The organism is Zobellella denitrificans (assembly GCF_002237365.1).
Classification (GTDB): Bacteria; Pseudomonadota; Gammaproteobacteria; order Enterobacterales; family Aeromonadaceae; genus Oceanimonas; species Oceanimonas denitrificans.
On record NZ_NMUO01000015.1, the window covers coordinates 1 to 16,184 of the forward strand.

Sequence of the window (16,184 nt, forward strand, 5' to 3'; positions counted from 1 at the left end):
CCTTCTGGCCGCGCAGGGGCGGCACGCCGGGGCGCGGGTCCTGCTTGGCCTCGTGGCGCAGCCGCTGCAGCAGCTCGGGGATGGGAATGCGCACCGGGCACACCTCGCCGCAGGCGCCGCACAGGCTGGAGGCGGTGGGCAGATCCTGGGTGGCTTCCAGCCCCATCAGGTGGGGCGAGATGATCTTGCCGATGGGGCCCGGATAGACGGTGCCGTAGGCGTGGCCGCCGATGCGGGTGTACACCGGACAGTGGTTCATGCAGGCGCCGCAGCGGATGCACTGCAGGGTCTTGCGCATTTCCTCGTCCACGAAGGCCTGGCTGCGGCCGTTGTCGAGCAGCACCAGGTGCACTTCCCTGGGGCCGTCCAGCTCATCGTCCTTGCGCGGGCCGCTTATCATGTTGAAGTAGGTGGTGATGGCCTGGCCGGTGGCGGAGCGGGTGAGGGCGCTGAACAGGGGCGGCACGTCGGCCAGGAACTCCACCACCTTCTCGATGCCGGTGATGGCGATATGCACCTCCGGCACCGTGGTGCACATGCGGCCGTTGCCTTCGTTTTCCACCAGGCAGAGGGTACCGGTTTCGGCCACCGCGAAGTTGACGCCGGACACCCCGATGTGGGCCTCGCGGAATTTCTCGCGCAGCACATTGCGGCCGGTCTGGATCAGGGTATCCACGTCCAGGGTGTGCTGGAAACCGGGCACGTGCTCGGCGAACAGGTCCGCCACCTGCCGCTTGTTCTTGTGGATGGCGGGCATGATGATGTGCGACGGGGTCTCGTTGCCGAGCTGGACGATGTATTCGCCCATGTCGCTTTCCAGGCAGCGGATGCCTTCTTTTTCCATCTGGTGGTTGAGCTCGATTTCCTCGCTCACCATGGACTTGCCCTTCACCGCCAGGGTGCCGCCGTGGGCGCGGATGATGTCGGCGAAGAGGGCGTTGGCCTGCTCGGCGTTTTCGGCCCAGTGCACCCGGATGCCGTTGGCGGTGCAGTTGGCTTCCAGTTGCTCCAGCAGCTCGGGCAGCTTGCTCAGGCAGCGCTGGCGGATGGCCTCGGCCCGGTCGCGGATGGCCTGTTCCTCGTCGGCGTCGGCGAAGGCGGCCTTGCGCTTGTCGCGCAGGTAGTCCATGGCGCCGCGGAAGTTGGCGCGCAGCTCGGGGTTGGCCAGGGCCGCCTCGGCCTGGGGATGGAACAGCTGGGGCTTATTGTGCATGAGGTCCCTCCAGTCGTTCCAGCAGGAAGCTGGCCAGGTGAATGCCTTTCATCTCTTTCTTCTGGTATTCGAAGGCGCCGTTGATATTGAGCAGGCAGCCCCAGTCGGCGCTGATGAGCTGGGCGGCGCCGGTGTCGTTCAGGTGTTGGGTCTTGTCCTGCACCATGGCTTCGCTGATGGCCGGGTGGCGCACCGAGAAGGTGCCGCCGAAGCCGCAGCATTCGCTCTCGTAGGCCTGCTCGCGCAGCTCCACCCGCTCCAGCTGGCCCAGCAGTTGGCGGGCGGTGATGTGCACCTTCATTTCGCGGCGGGCGGCGCAGGAGGTGTGCAGCACCACCGAGGTGGCCGGGCCCTGGTCGCTGAGCTGGATGCGACAGACCTGCACCAGGAATTCGGTCAGTTCGAATACCCGATCACAGAATTGGTCGGCCTGCTGCTGGTGTTCGCTGCCGGCGAACAGCCGGCGGTAATGGTGATGCATCATGCCGCCGCAGGAGCCGGACAGCACCACCACCGGCCAGGGCTCGGGGAACAGCGCCATCTGGCTGAGGGCCGTGGTCCTGGCGTCGTCTTCGTAGCCGGAGGAGTAGGCGGGCTGGCCGCAGCAGCTCTGCTTGGGCACGTAGATGACTTCGACCCCGGCCAGCTCCAGCAGGCGGATGGCATCCAGCCCGCTCTGGGGCGAGAACATGTCCACCAGGCAGGTGGCGTAGATATACACCTTTTCTGGCTTGGCCGGGTAGATACGGATAGCGGACGACATAGACATTTACCTTCAGTTTTTAACAGAATTTGACAGCCCGGGAGTGGTCGACCAAAGGGCCGACTCCGCCGACACGCTGTAAATACATCCCTGTACGCTCGGACACGCCTTCCCTGGCGTGTCACGGTCGGCTGAGCCGGTCCCTTTGTTCTCCTTCCGGCCTTTGAGTGGCCTGCATGGGCCCGGAAGTCTGTCAGCCACCTGTATTGCTTCATCTTTTTATGCAGGGAGCCGGGTTTGTCCCGGCTCGGTCTGTCAGGATAACTTCAACAAGGGATCCGAGATGCCCAGGCCATAGATGGCGATCATGCCGATGATGCCGATGGCCACCAGGTAGTAGAGGGTGGGCAGGGCGGTCTTGCGCAATGTGGTGCCTTCCCGGCCCAGCAGGCCGACGGTGGCCGAGGCCGCCACCACGTTGTGGATGGCGATCATGTTGCCGGCGGCGGCGCCGATGGCCTGCAGCGCCACTATCAGGGCGGTGGACACGCCCAGGGTCTGGGCCACCTCGAACTGGAACTGGGAGAACATCATGTTGGACACGGTGTTGGAGCCGGCGATAAAGGCGCCCAGGGCGCCGATGACGCCGCTGATGGCGGGGAAGAAGTCGCCCACCAGGCTGGCGGCCACGTTGGCGGTCATCACCGGCATGCTGGCGATGTCGGCGCCGTTGACCCCGGAGTTGATGAAGATGCGCACCATGGGCACGGTGAACATCAGCACGAAGCCGGCGCCGATCAGGGTCCTGGACGATTCACCGATGGCAGGGGCGAAGGCCTTGAGGGAACGGGTCTGGGTCAGCACCGCCACCAGGGAGACGAACACCAGTATGCCGCCGGGCAGGTACAGGGGCTGGATGCCGGCGCTGATGCCCGCCTCGCCCAGGATGTTGCCGAAGGCGATGTTCCAGCCGGTGAGCAGGCCCTTGAAGCCCTCGTGGGTGCGGCTCAGCACCAGCAGCACCGGCAGCAGCAGGTAGGGGAACCAGGCCAGGCCCAGGCTGATCGGCTTTTTCTTCAGGTCGTCGGTGTTGATGGTGAGCGAGCCCAGCCATTCCGCCGGCCAGTGCTGTTCTTCCGGAAAGTCGAAGCGGCTCTTGGGCACCAGGAAGCCCTTGCGCGCGGCGGTCACCACCAGGGCCAGGCCGACCAGGCCGCCGACCAGGGAGGGGAACTCGGGGCCGAGCAGCACGCCGGTGAGGGCGTAGGGCACGGTAAAGGCCAGGCCGGCGAAGATGGCGAAGGGCAGTATGTCCAGGCCTTCCTTCCAGCTTTTGTTCTTGCCGAAGAAGCGGGTCAGCATCATGCACATGAACAGCGGCATCAGAATGCCGACCAGGGCGTGGATCACCGCCACGTTGCTGGTGACGGTTTGCAGGTAGGCGTCCCAGCCGGAGCCGTGCTCGGCCAGGGTGCTGCCGATGGCGCCGTTGTCGAGGCCGGTGGTCACGCCCACGATGATGGGGGTACCGACGGCGCCGAAGGAAACCGGGGTGCTCTGGATCATCATGCCCATCAGTACCGCGGCCAGGGCGGGGAAGCCCAGCGCCACCATCAGCGGCGCGGCCACGGCGGCGGGGGTACCAAAGCCGGAGGCGCCCTCGATAAAGCAGCCGAAGCACCAGGCGACGATAATGGCCTGGATGCGGCGGTCGGGAGAAATGGCGGTAAAACCGTTGCGGATGGTGGTAATGGCGCCGGTATGCTTTAAGGTATTGAGCAGCAGTATGGCGCCGAAGATGATCCACAGCAGCGAAACGGAGATCACCACGCCCTGCAGGGTGGAGGCGATCACCCGGGTGGCGCTCATGTCCCAGGCCCAGAGGGCGATAAGAGCGGTGAGGATAAAGGCCAGGGGCATGGCGCGCTTGGCCGGCCATTGCAGGCCCACCAGCAGGATGGCGGCGAGCACTATGGGCGAAAACGCCAGCAGTGCCAGTAGGGTATCATTCAGCATAGTTGGTCACTTCCATGGTTTTATCGGGGGTCATCACAGACCTGTTTCTACTGTAGGGTACTAGTGCAAGCTTGGTGTTAAGCGGATGTAACTTTAATTCCATGCTTTTTGTGGATATATAGATTTAATGAAACTCATTGTTTCCAAAACTGGATAAATGATGCCGAGAACCGACGATCTCATCCTCTTCGCCCAGGTGATCGAATTGGGCTCCTTCAGCAAGGCGGCGGAGGCCAACAGTCTGGCCAATTCGGTGGTGAGCAAGCGCATCGCCCGGCTGGAGGAAGAGCTGGGCAGTACCCTGATCCACCGCACCACGCGGCGCCTGACGCTGACCGAGGCGGGGCAGGTGCTGTACCAGCGGGCGCGCTTGGTGGCCCAGTCGGCCCAGGAGGCGTTCGACGCCGTTACCGGCTACAGCCAGGCGCTACAGGGGCACATCCGGATGTCGGTGCCGACCATTTCCGGGGAGCTGTTGCTGGCGGAGGCGGTGGCCGAATTTTGTGAACTGCATCCGGCTATTTCGGTGGACATGTCGCTGGAGAACCGCTTCGTGGATCTGATCGGCGAGGGCTACGACCTGGTGATCCGCACCGGCCACCTGGACGACTCCAGCCTGATCGCCCGCCATATCCTGGACTCGCGCTGGACCATCTGTGCCGCTCCCGCTTATATTAGCCGTCACGGCAAGCCTCAGGCGCCGGAAGACTTACTCCAACACAACTGCCTTATCTATAGCTACCAGGAAAGCGGTGCCCGCGACTGGCTGTTCAGCCGCCAGGGCGAGATCTACCCCCTGCGGGTGAGCGGACATTTTTCCACCGACAACGCGGCCGCCCTGCGCAAGGCGGCCATCGCCGGCTTCGGCCTGGCCTATGTGCCGCGCTGCCTGGTCTACCCGGACCTGCAGGCGGGTCGGCTGGTCGAACTGCTGCCCCGGCAGGTGGGCAAGGTGCTGGGCATTTATGCCGTCTACCCCTACAGCCGCCAGCCGCCACGCAAAATCAAGCTGTTGATCGAGCACATCCGTGCCCGCTACATGGATATCAAGCATTATTTTTGACGAGGTTGTCCCATGATTAAAACCGCCGTGATTGGCTATGGCCAGTCCGCTACCGTGTTCCACCTGCCCTTTCTCAACAGCCTGCCCGAGTTCGAGCTGGTGGCCATCAGCACCTCCAAGCCGGAGCGGGTGGCCAGTGACTGGCCGGATGTGCAGGTGTATACCGACGTGGATCAGATGCTGGAGGAATCCGGGGCACGGCTGGTGGTGATCACCGCGCCCAACGAGGTGCACTACGAACTGGGGCGCAAGGCGCTGAACGCCGGCCTGCATGTGGTGATGGAAAAGCCCATGGTGACCCAGATCCACCAGGGCGCCGAGTTGATGAAGCTGGCGGCCTCCAGGAACCTGTGCCTGATCCCCTTTCACAACCGCCGCTGGGACAGCGATTTTCTCACCATCCGCAAGCTGATCGCCGACGGCAAGCTGGGCCCCATCCACGCCTTCGAGTCCCACTTCGACCGCTTTCGGCCCACGCCGCGCCAGCGCTGGCGCGAGCTGCCCGGGGAGGGGGTGGGCACCTGGTTCGATCTGGGCGCCCACCTGGTGGACCAGGTGCTGGTGCTGTTCGGCAAGCCGCTGGCGGTAACCGGCCGCTGCCTGGCGATGCGGCCCGGCTCCCAGGTGACCGACTATTTCCATGTGCAGCTGCACTACCACGACAAGGAAGTGCTGCTGCATTCCAGCTCCTACCATCCGGGGCCGACCCTGCGCTTCAAGCTGCAGGGAGAGAAGGGCTGCTACATCAAGCGCGGCTTCGACCCCCAGGAGGAACGGTTGCACGACGGCATAGTGGCCGACTCGCCCTACCTGGCCAAGGAAGCCGAGTCGGACTACGGCACCTTCTACTCCGACGCCGAACCCGAGGTGATCGAATCGGTGGTGGGCGGCTACCGCTACTTCTACCAGGCTACCGCCAAGGCCATCCGTGGCGAAGGCCCGCTGCCGGTGACGGTGCAGGACGCCCTGGACGGGCTCAATATCATCAACCTGGCGATGAAGAGTTCGGCGGAAGGGCGCACCCTGCCGGTGGGGGAAACCACCTTCTGAGAAGCTGTGCACGATCTACGGTATTCGGAAAAGCGAATACTCTGCCCGCTCCCGTAGCCGGCGCTTTAGCCGCCGGGGAATACCGCGCCAGGCCTTGCGCCACGTAAACGGGCGCCTGCGGGTGAGATATCACACAGCAGTCTGGGCGACCCCGGTGGTCGCCGTTTTTACAGGCTCAGCCCAGCAGGATATAGGCCAGGATCAGGGCGGCGATAAAGAGCGTTTCCAGCACCACCAGCAGCACCGGCTTCCAGCCCACCGAGAGGATGTCCTTGAGCTGGGTGCGCACGCCGAGGGCGGCGATGGCGGTAAGCAGCAGCCAGGAGGAGCTGCCGGCCAGGGGCTGGCTGACGGCGCTGGGGATCCAGTCCAGGCTGTTGAGCACGAACAGCGCCACGAAGCCGAGCAGGAAGCCGGGAATGGCCACGCCCTTGCCGCCTTCGGCGTCGCCGCGGTGGCGGGCCGCGCGGCGGATCACGATGCCGATGGCCATGACGATGGGCACCAGCATGGCCACCCGCAGCAGCTTGACGAAGGTGCTGAGATCGCCCACCTCGCTCGACATGCTGTAGCCGGCGCCCACCACCTGCGCCACGTCGTGGATGGTGGCGCCGATAAAGAGCCCGGACTCCTGGGGGCTGAGCCCCAGGCCGGTGCTGATCATGGGGTAGAAGATCATCGCCAGGGTGCTGAGGGTGGTGACGCTGATCACCGTGAACAGGGTGTCGCGCTTGGCCTGTTCGTCCTGCTTCAGCACGCTGCTGATGGCCATGGCCGCCGAGGCGCCGCAGATGGCCACCGAGCCGCCGGTGAGGGTGCCGAAGGCGGAAGAAAAGCCCAGCAGCCGCGCCATCAGGATGCCGAAGCCGATGGTCAGCAGCACCGCCGAGCACACCATCAACAGCGGCGACCAGCCCAGGGTGAGCACGTCGCCGAAGGTGATGCGCAGTCCCAGCATGGCCACCCCCAGGCGCAGCAGGGTCTTGGCGGAGAATTCCAGCCCCGGCACGCAGTGCTGCTCCTGGCTTAAAAAGTTGAACGCCAGCCCCAGCAGCAGCGCCATCAGCATGGCGGGGGCGCCGTACTGCTGGGACAGGAAGCTGGCGGCGATGCCGATGGTGACCGCCACGCAGACGCCGGGAAAGTAGCGTTTTCTGACCTCTTCGATTCGATGCATCATGTCCATCACCTGGTTGCGGGTTTCCACGGCCATCATTGTCGTCCTTCTGCAAGCGGCGCACGCCCTGTGGCGCCGATGCCATCATGGTAGGAAGCCGGCCCGGCGGGATCTAATGCCTTATTTCTAGCAGGGCGGTTACTTTTCTGCATAGAATGCCCGGTCGATGGCGGCAACGGAGGGAGCATGGAGAGCAAATGGCTGCACGATTTCGTCGCCCTGGCCGAGCAGGGCAACTTTTCCAAGGCGGCGGAGGCGCGTTTCGTGACCCAGCCGGCCTTCAGCCGGCGCATCCGCTCCCTGGAAAACTGGCTGGGGGTGCCGCTGGTGCACCGGGATCGCCATCCGCTGGTGCTGACCGAGGCCGGCGAGATTTTTCTCGAGCAGGCCCGGCAACTGCTTGCCCAGATTTACGGGCTGCGCGGGCAGCTGCGCCAGACCCTGCATGAACACCAGAGCCTGAGCTTTATGGCCCAGCCCTCGCTGGCGGTGACCTTCTTTCCCGGCTGGATCCACCGGCTGCGGCCCCTGCTGGGCGACAGCCTGATCCGCCTCAATACCGGCCATTACCACGATGCCATCGAGCAGTTCATGGCCGGCTCGGTCGACTTTCTGCTGTGCTTTGCCGGCGGCCAGCCCAGCCCGGCGCTGCATCGGCCCGAGGTGGAGCGGCTGGTGGTGGGCCGGGATCGGCTGGTGCTGGTGTCGGCGGTGGATGCGGACGGCGCGCCGCTGCATCCCTTGTCGCCGGACGTGCCGTTGCGGCTGCTGCTCTATCCCCGGGATTCCTTCCTGGGGGCGCTGATCCAGCGGGAGTGCCTGCCGGCGCTGAGCGAGCAGCCCTGCCGCCCGGTGTGCGAAAACGCCCTGGGCGAGGGGCTGAAGGCGCTGGCCCTGCAGGGGGATGGCGCCAGCTTCCTGCCGGCGGGGCTGGTCGGGGAAGAGCTGACCCGGGGGCAACTGGTCGAGCTGCCGTTGCCGGTACGGGTGCGGCTGGATATCGAGCTGTGCCGGCTGACGCCGCCCCGCTCCGAACAGGCGGAGCTGTGCTGGCAGCAGATCCGGGCGCTGGCCGAGGGCTAGGCCTGCAGTGCCGCCAGCAGCCGGTTGGCGGTTTCCTGCAGGCAGTCCGGGGCGGGGTGCACATGGGCATAGGTGCGCAGGCCGTAGATGCCCACCAGCAGCAGCCGGGCCAGTTGCTCCGGGGTGGCGTCGGCGCGGGCCTCGCCGGCCTGTTGCGCCGCCGCCAGGGCCTCGGCCAGGCGCCGCTCCAGATCCTTCAGCAGGGTGCCCAGGCGGGCGGACACTTCCTCGTCCTGTTCGCTCAGCTCCTGCAATGTCTTGGTCAGCAGGCAGGCCATGGAATCGCAGCTCTGTATCTCGGCCACCACCTGATCCAGGTAGCGGCGCAGCCCGGCCAGGGGGGAGACCCCCTCGAAGCAGGCGGCCAGCGCCGCCTGGCGGTCGGCCACATAGTGATCCACCGCCGCCAATAGCAGCCCCTTCTTGTTGCCGAAGGCGCAGTAGATGCTGCCCGGATGCAGTCCGGTGGCGGCCACCAGATCCTGCATGGTGGTGGCGGCAAAGCCCTTGTGGCGAAAGGCCTGCATGGCGGACCTCAATACCTGGTCCCGATCGAAACTTGCTGTACGCATCTTGATTCTCCCCGTTCCGCCCTAGTGTACCCCCGCATGCCGGTGATGCCAAAGTATCTTGAATGTTTGTTCAAAAAAGGCTTGAAAACGACGAGGGTCGCCCCTATCTTGAATGTACATTCAAGTAAGAGGATGCCCCTCATGACCTACCCGATCCTGTTCGAACCCTATCGCCTGAACGACCGCCTGACCCTGGCCAACCGCATCGTGATGGCGCCGCTCACCCGCAGCATGGCCGGTCCCGGCCTGGTGCCCACCCGGGCCATGGCCGACTACTACGGCCGCCGGGCCGACGCCGGCCTGATCGTCAGCGAGGCCACCATCATCCGCCCCGACGGCCAGGGCTACCCGGACACCCCCGGCATCTACAGCCAGGCGCAGATCGACGGCTGGAAGCCGGTGACGGCGGCGGTGCACCGCAATGGCGGCAAGATCTTCATGCAGTTGTGGCACGTGGGACGGCTGGCGCACTCCCATTTCACCGGTGAGCAACCGGTGGCGCCCAGCGCCGTCGTCTTCGAGGGCACCCTGCCGCGGATGCGGGAGCTGAGCTACGAGCTGCCCCGGGAACTGAGCCGGGAGGAGATAGCGCGGCTGGTGGCCGACTACGCCCGGGCGGCGGAAAATGCCATCGCCGCCGGCTTCGACGGGGTGGAGATCCACGGCGCCAACGGTTACCTGATCGATCAGTTCCTGCACCATGACACCAACCACAGGGCCGACGACTACGGCCGGACCCCGGAGAACATGAGCCGCTTCGCCCTCGAGGTGGTGGACGCGGTGGCGGCCCGGGTGGGCGCCGACAGAACCGCCATCCGCCTGACCCCGGGCGCCTACGTCCATATGCAGGCGGATGCCCGGGACCGGGCGGTGTTCGACCACCTGTTGGGCGAGCTGGAGGGGCGCAGGCTGGCCTACCTGCACCTGGGCATCTTCGACGACAGCCTGAGCTTCGACTTCCTCGGCGGCCGTGCCAGCGAGTACCTGCGCCGCCATTACGGCGGCACCCTGATCGGCGTGGGCGGCCTGACCCCGCAAAGCGCCAGCGAAGGGCTGGCCCAGGGCCGGTTCGACCTGGCCGCCATCGGCCGGCCCTTTATCGCCAACCCGGACTACGTGCGCCGGGTGCAGCAGGCCGAGCCCCTGGTGGAATACCACCAGGACATGCTGGCCGAACTGGTGTAGGAAAAAGGAGAGGGCCGGCGGACCAGCCCTCGCTTCAGAGGCTGAATTTCTGCACCAGTCGGCCGAGGCCGTCCGCCAGCCTGCCGAGATCTTCCGAGGCGCTCGAGGTCTGGCGGGCGCCGCCGGCCACCCGGTCCGACATCTCGTTGATCTGGCTCACGCTGCGGCTCAGCTCCATGGCCACCGCGTTCTGCTGCTCGGTGGCGGCGGCGATCTGCATGTTCATGGCCGTCATCCGCTCCACCGCGGCGCTGATCTGGTGGAGCGAATCCACCGCCTGGCGCGCTTCCTTCACCCCGCCCTGGATCATGTTCCGGCTGTTGTCCATGGCCTGGGTTACCGCCTCCGCCCGCTGCTGCAGGCTGCCGATGGTCTGATTGATGTCGTCTATTGAGTCTTGTGTGCGCCGGGCCAGGTTGCGTACCTCGTCGGCCACCACCGCGAAGCCCCGGCCGGACTCCCCGGCGCGGGCGGCCTCGATGGCGGCGTTGAGCGCCAGCAGGTTGGTCTGCTCGGCGATGTCGCGGATCACCTGCGACACCACCCCGATGCGGGCGCTGTCCTCGCGCAAGGCCTGGGCCAGTGCCCCGGCCTGTTCGATTTCCTCGGCGGCCGCTTCCACCTGGCGGGTGGAGTGCTGCACCACCCGGCCGCTCTGCTCGGTCTGGCCGGCGGCATCGCGGGCGGCACCGGCGGCGTCGCTGGTATTGAGGGCGATCTCCTGGAAAGTGGCTTCCATCTGGTGCATGGCGGTGGCGATCTGGGCGATTTCCTGCTGCTGGCCGCTCAGCGCGTCCGAGGCGTGGGCGGACAGCTGGCGCAGCTGGCGGGTGGCGCCGCCCAGGCCGTCCAGGCTGACGGCGATTTCCCGCACCAGCTCGCGGATGCCGTGCTGCATGGCGACGAAGTCGCCGGCGGCCTGGCCCAGCTCGTCCCGGGCGAAGCGATCCAGCTCCAGCTCCTGCCCGAGCCGGCCGTTCCTGACCCTGTCCATCTGGGCCAGCAGGTAGCCCAGGGGCCGGCGTATCTTGCGGCTGATGACGATGCCCGTAGCCAGCATAAAGGCGGCCAGCAGCAGGCACAGCGCCACCACCACCAGGCTGAGGGTGTCGATCACCGCCGATTCATGATCCTTGATGGCTTCCGCCTCGGCGGCGATCAGGCGCTGGGTATCGCCGAGCAGGGTGACGATGGCGTCGAAGGGAGCCAGCATCTCGGTGAGCATCTTGACCCGGGCGGCGTCGATGTTGCCGTTGTCGATCAAGCCGATATAGTCGTTCTGCATCCGCTTGTAGTCGGTGATCCGGCGGCGAAAATCGTCGATAAAGTGGCGAACGTCGGCACTGTCGGCCTGTTGCTGCATGGCCGAGAGGTAGTGCTCCACCTGTTCGTCGTTGTGGGTGATCTTGCCCAGTATCTCCGCGTGCTCCCGAGGGTCCAGGGTCAGGCCGTAGTCGAGGGCGAAGCGGCGGTAGGTGACGGTGCTGTAGCGCAGGTTGGAGATGGTTTGCAGCAGGCTGATATTGCGCTCGACGATGCTTTCCATCTGCCGCTTGATGCCCTGCACCGAGAGGTAGACGTACAGGCTGAACGCCAGCACCGCCAGCAGCATGGCGGCGAAGGACGCGGTAAGTAACACCTTGATGGACAAACGATTAAGCATATCCCTGACTCCGTGTTGGGTAATGGCGGGAGTATAGGGAAGGGCCATCAAAAGATTAAACGTATAAAATCTTTTGGATTAATCGCTTTTATCGATATAAGGGACTGCCGGCGGCCTTGCCGGACCGGGGACGGCAGGGCTACTCGAAGAACGCCTTGATCTCGTCGGCCGGCGTGGGGACGGACAGATCCAGCTCCCTGCCCAGCTCCTCGATCAGCAGCCGGAAGCAGCTCATCCGCGCCTGGTGCTTGCTGTTGGCGTCGATGCGGTGCCAGGGCGCCACCTCGGTGTGGGTGCGTTCCAGCATCTCGTCCCTGGCCTGGTGGTACTGCTGCCACTTGCTCCTGTTGCGCAGATCCTCGGTGGTGAGCTTCCACTGCTTGGCCGGATCCCGATAGCGGGCCCGGAAGCGGTCGAGCTGGGTGTCGGCGCTGATGTCCAGCCAGATCTTCACCAGCCGTACATGTTCGGCGGTGATGGCGCGCTCGAACTCGTTGATCTCCCGGTAGGCCCTTTTCCAGGCGTCCGGCTCGGCGAAGCCCTCCACCCGCTCCACCAGCACCCGGCCGTACCAGGAGCGGTCGAACACCGCCCAGCGACCCTGGGACGGCAGCCGCTGCCAGAACCGTTGCAGCCAGTGCTGCTCCCGCTCCCGGGCATCGGGGGCGGCGATGGGCCAGACGCTGAGCCAGCGCGGATCCAGGCACCAGGCCAGCCGGCGGATGATGCCGCCCTTGCCGGCGGCGTCGGGCCCTTCCAGCACGATCACCGCGCTCCGCCCCTGGCGGCCCATGGCCTGGTGGATCAGCGCCAGCTGTTTCTGCAGGGATTGGAGTTCTTCCTTGTGTTTTTGCTTATTCATCTCGTCTCACCGAGAGTGACTGGAATGGCCGAATTATACCAGTTGGATCAAGCATATGCCCTGGTAAGCCGATACCTGTGAGCCCAGCTGTCGGGATCTCACGGCCAGAATCATCAGGTGCAGCAGGGGGGCGCGCTGGAAGGAGGGCAAACGGAAGTGCGTACCGGTCCTGGCAACTCGGGCCAGGACGTGGCCGGCGAGGGTGGAATGCGGTTATTCCGGTTTTTATTACTAAGAGTGCACTCATATACATTTCTATATGCCGAAAAAATAGCTGAATACAGGGATAAATGTGCACGTTGTTACAAAAAACCATTAACCTGGTTTTTTTGTAGCCAGTTCTGCTATAAAGTCGCGGCGTCTCTAGAGTATGAAATGGTCTGTGACCAATAAAGGATGACTATGAACCAAACACAACCTCTTTTGCTGCGCGCGGTCAACAACGGCAGCCTGGTGTCTCAAATTCTGATCGGGATCATCGCCGGTGCCTTGCTGGCGGTGCTATCGCCCTCTGCCGCCGGATCCGTCGGCCTGCTGGGCAGCCTGTTCGTCGGAGCCCTCAAGGCCGTGGCACCGGTGCTGGTGTTTGTGCTGGTGGCGGCATCCATCGCCAGCCACAAGAAAGGCAATCAGACCAATATCCGCCCCATACTGTCGCTGTATCTGCTGGGCACCTTTGCCGCGGCGCTGACCGCCGTGGTGATGAGTTTTGTCTTTCCGACCGAACTGGTGCTGGTGACCAACGGCGCCGAGGCCTCGGCTCCCGAGGGGATCGGCGAGGTACTGCAAACCCTGTTGTTCAAAGTGGTCGATAATCCCATCAATGCCCTGCTGACCGGCAATTTCATCGGCGTGCTGGCCTGGGCCATCGGCCTGGGCGTGGCCTTGCACCATGCCTCCGACACCACCAAGACGGTGTTCAATGATATTGCCACCGGGGTCTCCAGCATAGTGAAGTGCGTGATCCGCCTGGCGCCCATCGGCATCTTCGGCCTGGTGGCCAGCACCATTGCCGAGACCGGCTTCGAGGCCCTGTGGGGCTACGGCCAGCTGCTGGCCGTGTTGCTCGGCTCCATGCTGATTATCGCCCTGGTGATGAACCCCTTGATCGTTTACTTCAAGACCAAGCGCAATCCTTATCCGCTGGTATTCAAATGCCTGCGCGAAAGCGGCGTGACCGCCTTTTTTACCCGCAGCTCCGCCGCCAATATTCCGGTGAACATGGATCTGTGCAAGCGCCTGGACCTGCATGAGGATACCTATTCGGTTTCCATTCCCCTGGGCGCGACCATCAACATGGCCGGTGCCGCCATCACCATTACCGTGCTGACCCTGGCGGCGGTGCATACCATGGGCATCCAGGTGGACCTGGCGACCGCCCTGCTGCTGAGCGTGGTGGCGGCCGTGTCCGCCTGCGGGGCTTCCGGTGTGGCCGGCGGTTCGCTGCTGCTGATCCCCCTGGCCTGCAGCCTGTTCGGTATCTCCAGCGAGGTGGCCATGCAGGTCGTGGCCGTGGGCTTTATCATCGGCGTGCTTCAGGATTCGGCTGAAACTGCCCTGAACAGCTCCACCGACGTCCTGTTCACCGCCGCCGCCTGCCAGGCCGCGGAAGACAAGCGCTGAACAGGAGCCCCGCCGTTTCGGTGACAAGGCCGGTTGGCGAATGCCAACCGGCCTTTTTCATTGCCCCGGAGCAAGCGAGTCAGCCGGGCAACTGGCCGAACCGGCCCTCGCGTTGGGCCCGGGAATCTCTCCCGTCGGCTGCCTTGTTCAGGGTGGTTCAGGGGCGGCTACAGCGGCAGGGGACCGTTCTCCTTGACGGTGCGGATGGCGAAGCTGCTGTCCACGGTTTGGATCATCGGCAGTTTCTGCAGCCGGCGCACCCATTGCTCGAAGCCCTGGAGATCGGCGCTGACCACCTGCAGCAGGTAGTCGAAGGCGCCGGACACGGTGTGGCAGTTGATCACCTCGGGCATGTCCCGCACCGCCTGCTCGAACTGATCCACCAGGGCATCCCGGTGCTGGCTGAGCCTGACCTGCACGAAGATGGTGATGCCCAGGCCCAGCTTGCCCTTGTTCAGGCAGGCCCGATAGCCCTCGATCAGCCCGTCCTGCTCGAAGCGGCGCACCCGCCGGGCGCAGGGAGAGGGCGACAGGCTGACCCGCTCCGACAGCTCGGCGGTGGTGAGGCGGGCGTCCTGCTGCAGGGCGTCCAGCAGCAGGCGATCGATGCGGTCCAGTTTGGCGACGGTCATGGCTTGGCTCTTGTTGCTGTTTGTATGGGGTTTATTGGCTCAGCAAGCCAATAACTGTGGTTATTGTGCTCCACTTTGCCAACATCAGCCAGGCCGACCGGCGCACAATCTAGGCTCTTATCCAGCGGAGTCTGCGCCATGTCCCACGCCAACCTGACCCAAGTGATTCCCCTGAACGCCAACGCCGCCCAGCGTGGGGTCGGCTACCTGGCCGCCGCCGGCACCGTGCTGATCTGGTCGGTCTATTTTCTGTCGCTGCGGCTGGGGGCCCTGTCGCCCCTGGGTCCGCTGGACATCACCCTGTTCCGCTACGCCGTGCCCGGGCTGGTGCTGCTGCCGCTGCTGCTGGCCCGGCGGGCGCGGATCCGGGCGGTGAACCCGCTGTGGCTGCTGGGCATGGTGCTGGGCGCCGGCCTGCCGTTTTTCCTGCTCAGCGTGCTCGGCATGGGGCTGGCGCCGGTGGTGCAGGGCAGCACCCTGATCCCCGGCACCGCGCCCCTGTTTGTGTCCCTGCTGGCGGCCTGGGTGTTCGGCCAGCGGGTGCCGCCCTGGCGCCGGCTCGGCCTGGCCACGGTGCTGGCGGGGGGGCTTTGCCTGCTGTGGCAGGGCCTGGGCGAGGGCGGCGCGTTGGGCCTGGGGCAGGGGCTGTTTTTGCTGTGCAGCCTGCTGTGGGCCCTGTTCACCATCTGCGTGCGCCAGAGCGGGCTCAGGCCGCTGGAGGTGGCGGCGGTGGTGACGGTACCCAACGGCGCCCTGGTGGCGGCCTGGCTGTTGCTCGGCCAGGTCCCGCTCACCCTGAGCCAGGTGCCGGTGCAGGAATGGCTGGTCCAGCTGCTGGTGCAGGGGCTGGTGGTGGGCCTGGGCGCGGGCTTTTTGTTCGGCTATGCCATCGGCCGGCTGGGCGCCGAGATCAGCGCCGCCATCGGTTCCCTGACCCCGGTGTGCGCCACCCTGCTGGCCTGGTGCTGGCTGGGCGAGCACATCGCGCCGCTCACCGGCCTGGGGCTGGGGCTGGTGACCCTGGGGGTGATCGGCGCCAGCGGCCTGGTGAGCCGGGCACGGCAGGAGCACGGCTAGCCCGTTGTATTGGGGCGCAGGCGGCCCGCCTGCGCCCCAGGAACCGTCGCTGCCTCAGTTTTAATCAGACGGTGCTCTAGAGCACCGACCAGTTTAAAACGTGAGCAGTGCGATATCTCACCTGTAGGCGCCCGTTTGCGTGGCGCAAACCGGCCAACGGCGTGGGGCGTGGACATTGGGCGCCGGTTTGTGCCGGCTAAAGCGGCACCTACAGTGACGGCTACAGCGGCACAAACCGGCAGCTACGCAGAGCCTGGCTGCCTGA

The 16,184-nt window shown here is 65.2% G+C and carries 14 protein-coding genes; 6 read left to right on the plus strand and 8 right to left on the minus strand.

Annotated elements, in window-relative coordinates:
* From CGX12_RS05235 to CGX12_RS05245, 3 genes are all read right to left on the minus strand, one after another.
* On the minus strand, positions 1 to 1,213 hold a 1,213-nt coding region (locus CGX12_RS05235; protein WP_142995575.1), incomplete at its 3' end, for a LutB/LldF family L-lactate oxidation iron-sulfur protein.
* The gene (locus CGX12_RS05240) at positions 1,203 to 1,976 is read right to left on the minus strand and encodes a (Fe-S)-binding protein (protein ID WP_094038841.1); all 774 of its coding nucleotides are present in this window, start codon (positions 1,974 to 1,976) and stop codon (positions 1,203 to 1,205) included. The genes CGX12_RS05235 and CGX12_RS05240, both read right to left, overlap by 11 nt.
* A gap of 255 nt (positions 1,977 to 2,231) precedes the next feature.
* On the minus strand, positions 2,232 to 3,932 hold the full coding sequence (locus CGX12_RS05245) for an L-lactate permease (RefSeq protein WP_232513355.1): 1,701 nt from the start codon (positions 3,930 to 3,932) through the stop codon (positions 2,232 to 2,234).
* 157 nt (positions 3,933 to 4,089) lie between these two features.
* Here CGX12_RS05245 and CGX12_RS05250 point away from each other — a divergent pair, with 157 nt between their 5' ends.
* Both CGX12_RS05250 and CGX12_RS05255 read left to right on the plus strand, forming a co-directional pair.
* Positions 4,090 to 4,995 (plus strand): LysR family transcriptional regulator, encoded by a 906-nt coding sequence (locus CGX12_RS05250; RefSeq protein WP_094038842.1) that lies wholly within the window; start codon positions 4,090 to 4,092, stop codon positions 4,993 to 4,995.
* A 12-nt stretch (positions 4,996 to 5,007) separates the two neighbouring features.
* The gene (locus tag CGX12_RS05255) at positions 5,008 to 6,045 is read left to right on the plus strand and encodes a Gfo/Idh/MocA family oxidoreductase (RefSeq protein WP_094038843.1); all 1,038 of its coding nucleotides are present in this window, start codon (positions 5,008 to 5,010) and stop codon (positions 6,043 to 6,045) included.
* A 175-nt stretch (positions 6,046 to 6,220) separates the two neighbouring features.
* On the opposite strand, the gene CGX12_RS05260 is transcribed toward CGX12_RS05255, so the two are convergent.
* Positions 6,221 to 7,261 (minus strand): YeiH family protein, encoded by a 1,041-nt coding sequence (locus CGX12_RS05260; RefSeq protein WP_232513357.1) that lies wholly within the window; start codon positions 7,259 to 7,261, stop codon positions 6,221 to 6,223.
* 147 nt (positions 7,262 to 7,408) lie between these two features.
* On the opposite strand from CGX12_RS05260, the gene CGX12_RS05265 reads away from it, so the two are divergent.
* A complete protein-coding gene (locus tag CGX12_RS05265) occupies positions 7,409 to 8,305 on the plus strand; it encodes a LysR family transcriptional regulator (protein WP_094038844.1) in 897 nt (298 codons plus the stop codon).
* Here the strand turns inward: CGX12_RS05265 and CGX12_RS05270 are convergent.
* Positions 8,302 to 8,877, minus strand: coding sequence for a TetR/AcrR family transcriptional regulator (locus CGX12_RS05270; RefSeq protein ID WP_094038845.1), 576 nt, complete (start codon positions 8,875 to 8,877; stop codon positions 8,302 to 8,304). The two genes, CGX12_RS05265 and CGX12_RS05270, sit on opposite strands and share 4 nt — an antisense overlap.
* Before the next feature lie 141 nt (positions 8,878 to 9,018).
* Between CGX12_RS05270 and CGX12_RS05275 the strand changes: the two genes are divergently transcribed.
* On the plus strand, positions 9,019 to 10,062 hold the full coding sequence (locus tag CGX12_RS05275) for an alkene reductase (protein ID WP_094038846.1): 1,044 nt from the start codon (positions 9,019 to 9,021) through the stop codon (positions 10,060 to 10,062).
* A 34-nt stretch (positions 10,063 to 10,096) separates the two neighbouring features.
* Here CGX12_RS05275 and CGX12_RS05280 read toward each other — a convergent pair whose 3' ends face one another.
* Entirely contained in the window at positions 10,097 to 11,725 is a 1,629-nt protein-coding gene (locus CGX12_RS05280; RefSeq protein WP_094038847.1) for a methyl-accepting chemotaxis protein, read from the minus strand.
* Positions 11,726 to 11,864: 139 nt separating this feature from the next.
* Positions 11,865 to 12,587, minus strand: coding sequence for a polyphosphate kinase 2 family protein (locus CGX12_RS05285; protein WP_094038848.1), 723 nt, complete (start codon positions 12,585 to 12,587; stop codon positions 11,865 to 11,867).
* A gap of 402 nt (positions 12,588 to 12,989) precedes the next feature.
* Here CGX12_RS05285 and sstT point away from each other — a divergent pair, with 402 nt between their 5' ends.
* Complete coding sequence (sstT, locus tag CGX12_RS05290) at positions 12,990 to 14,210, plus strand: serine/threonine transporter SstT (protein ID WP_094038849.1); 1,221 nt, start codon at positions 12,990 to 12,992, stop codon at positions 14,208 to 14,210.
* 167 nt (positions 14,211 to 14,377) lie between these two features.
* Here sstT and CGX12_RS05295 read toward each other — a convergent pair whose 3' ends face one another.
* Positions 14,378 to 14,842, minus strand: coding sequence for an Lrp/AsnC family transcriptional regulator (locus CGX12_RS05295; protein ID WP_094038850.1), 465 nt, complete (start codon positions 14,840 to 14,842; stop codon positions 14,378 to 14,380).
* A gap of 138 nt (positions 14,843 to 14,980) precedes the next feature.
* Here CGX12_RS05295 and CGX12_RS05300 point away from each other — a divergent pair, with 138 nt between their 5' ends.
* Positions 14,981 to 15,919 carry a DMT family transporter gene (locus CGX12_RS05300; protein ID WP_094038851.1) on the plus strand — a complete coding sequence of 313 codons (939 nt, stop codon included), beginning with the start codon at positions 14,981 to 14,983 and terminating at the stop codon, positions 15,917 to 15,919.
* Positions 15,920 to 16,184: the final 265 nt, after the last annotated feature.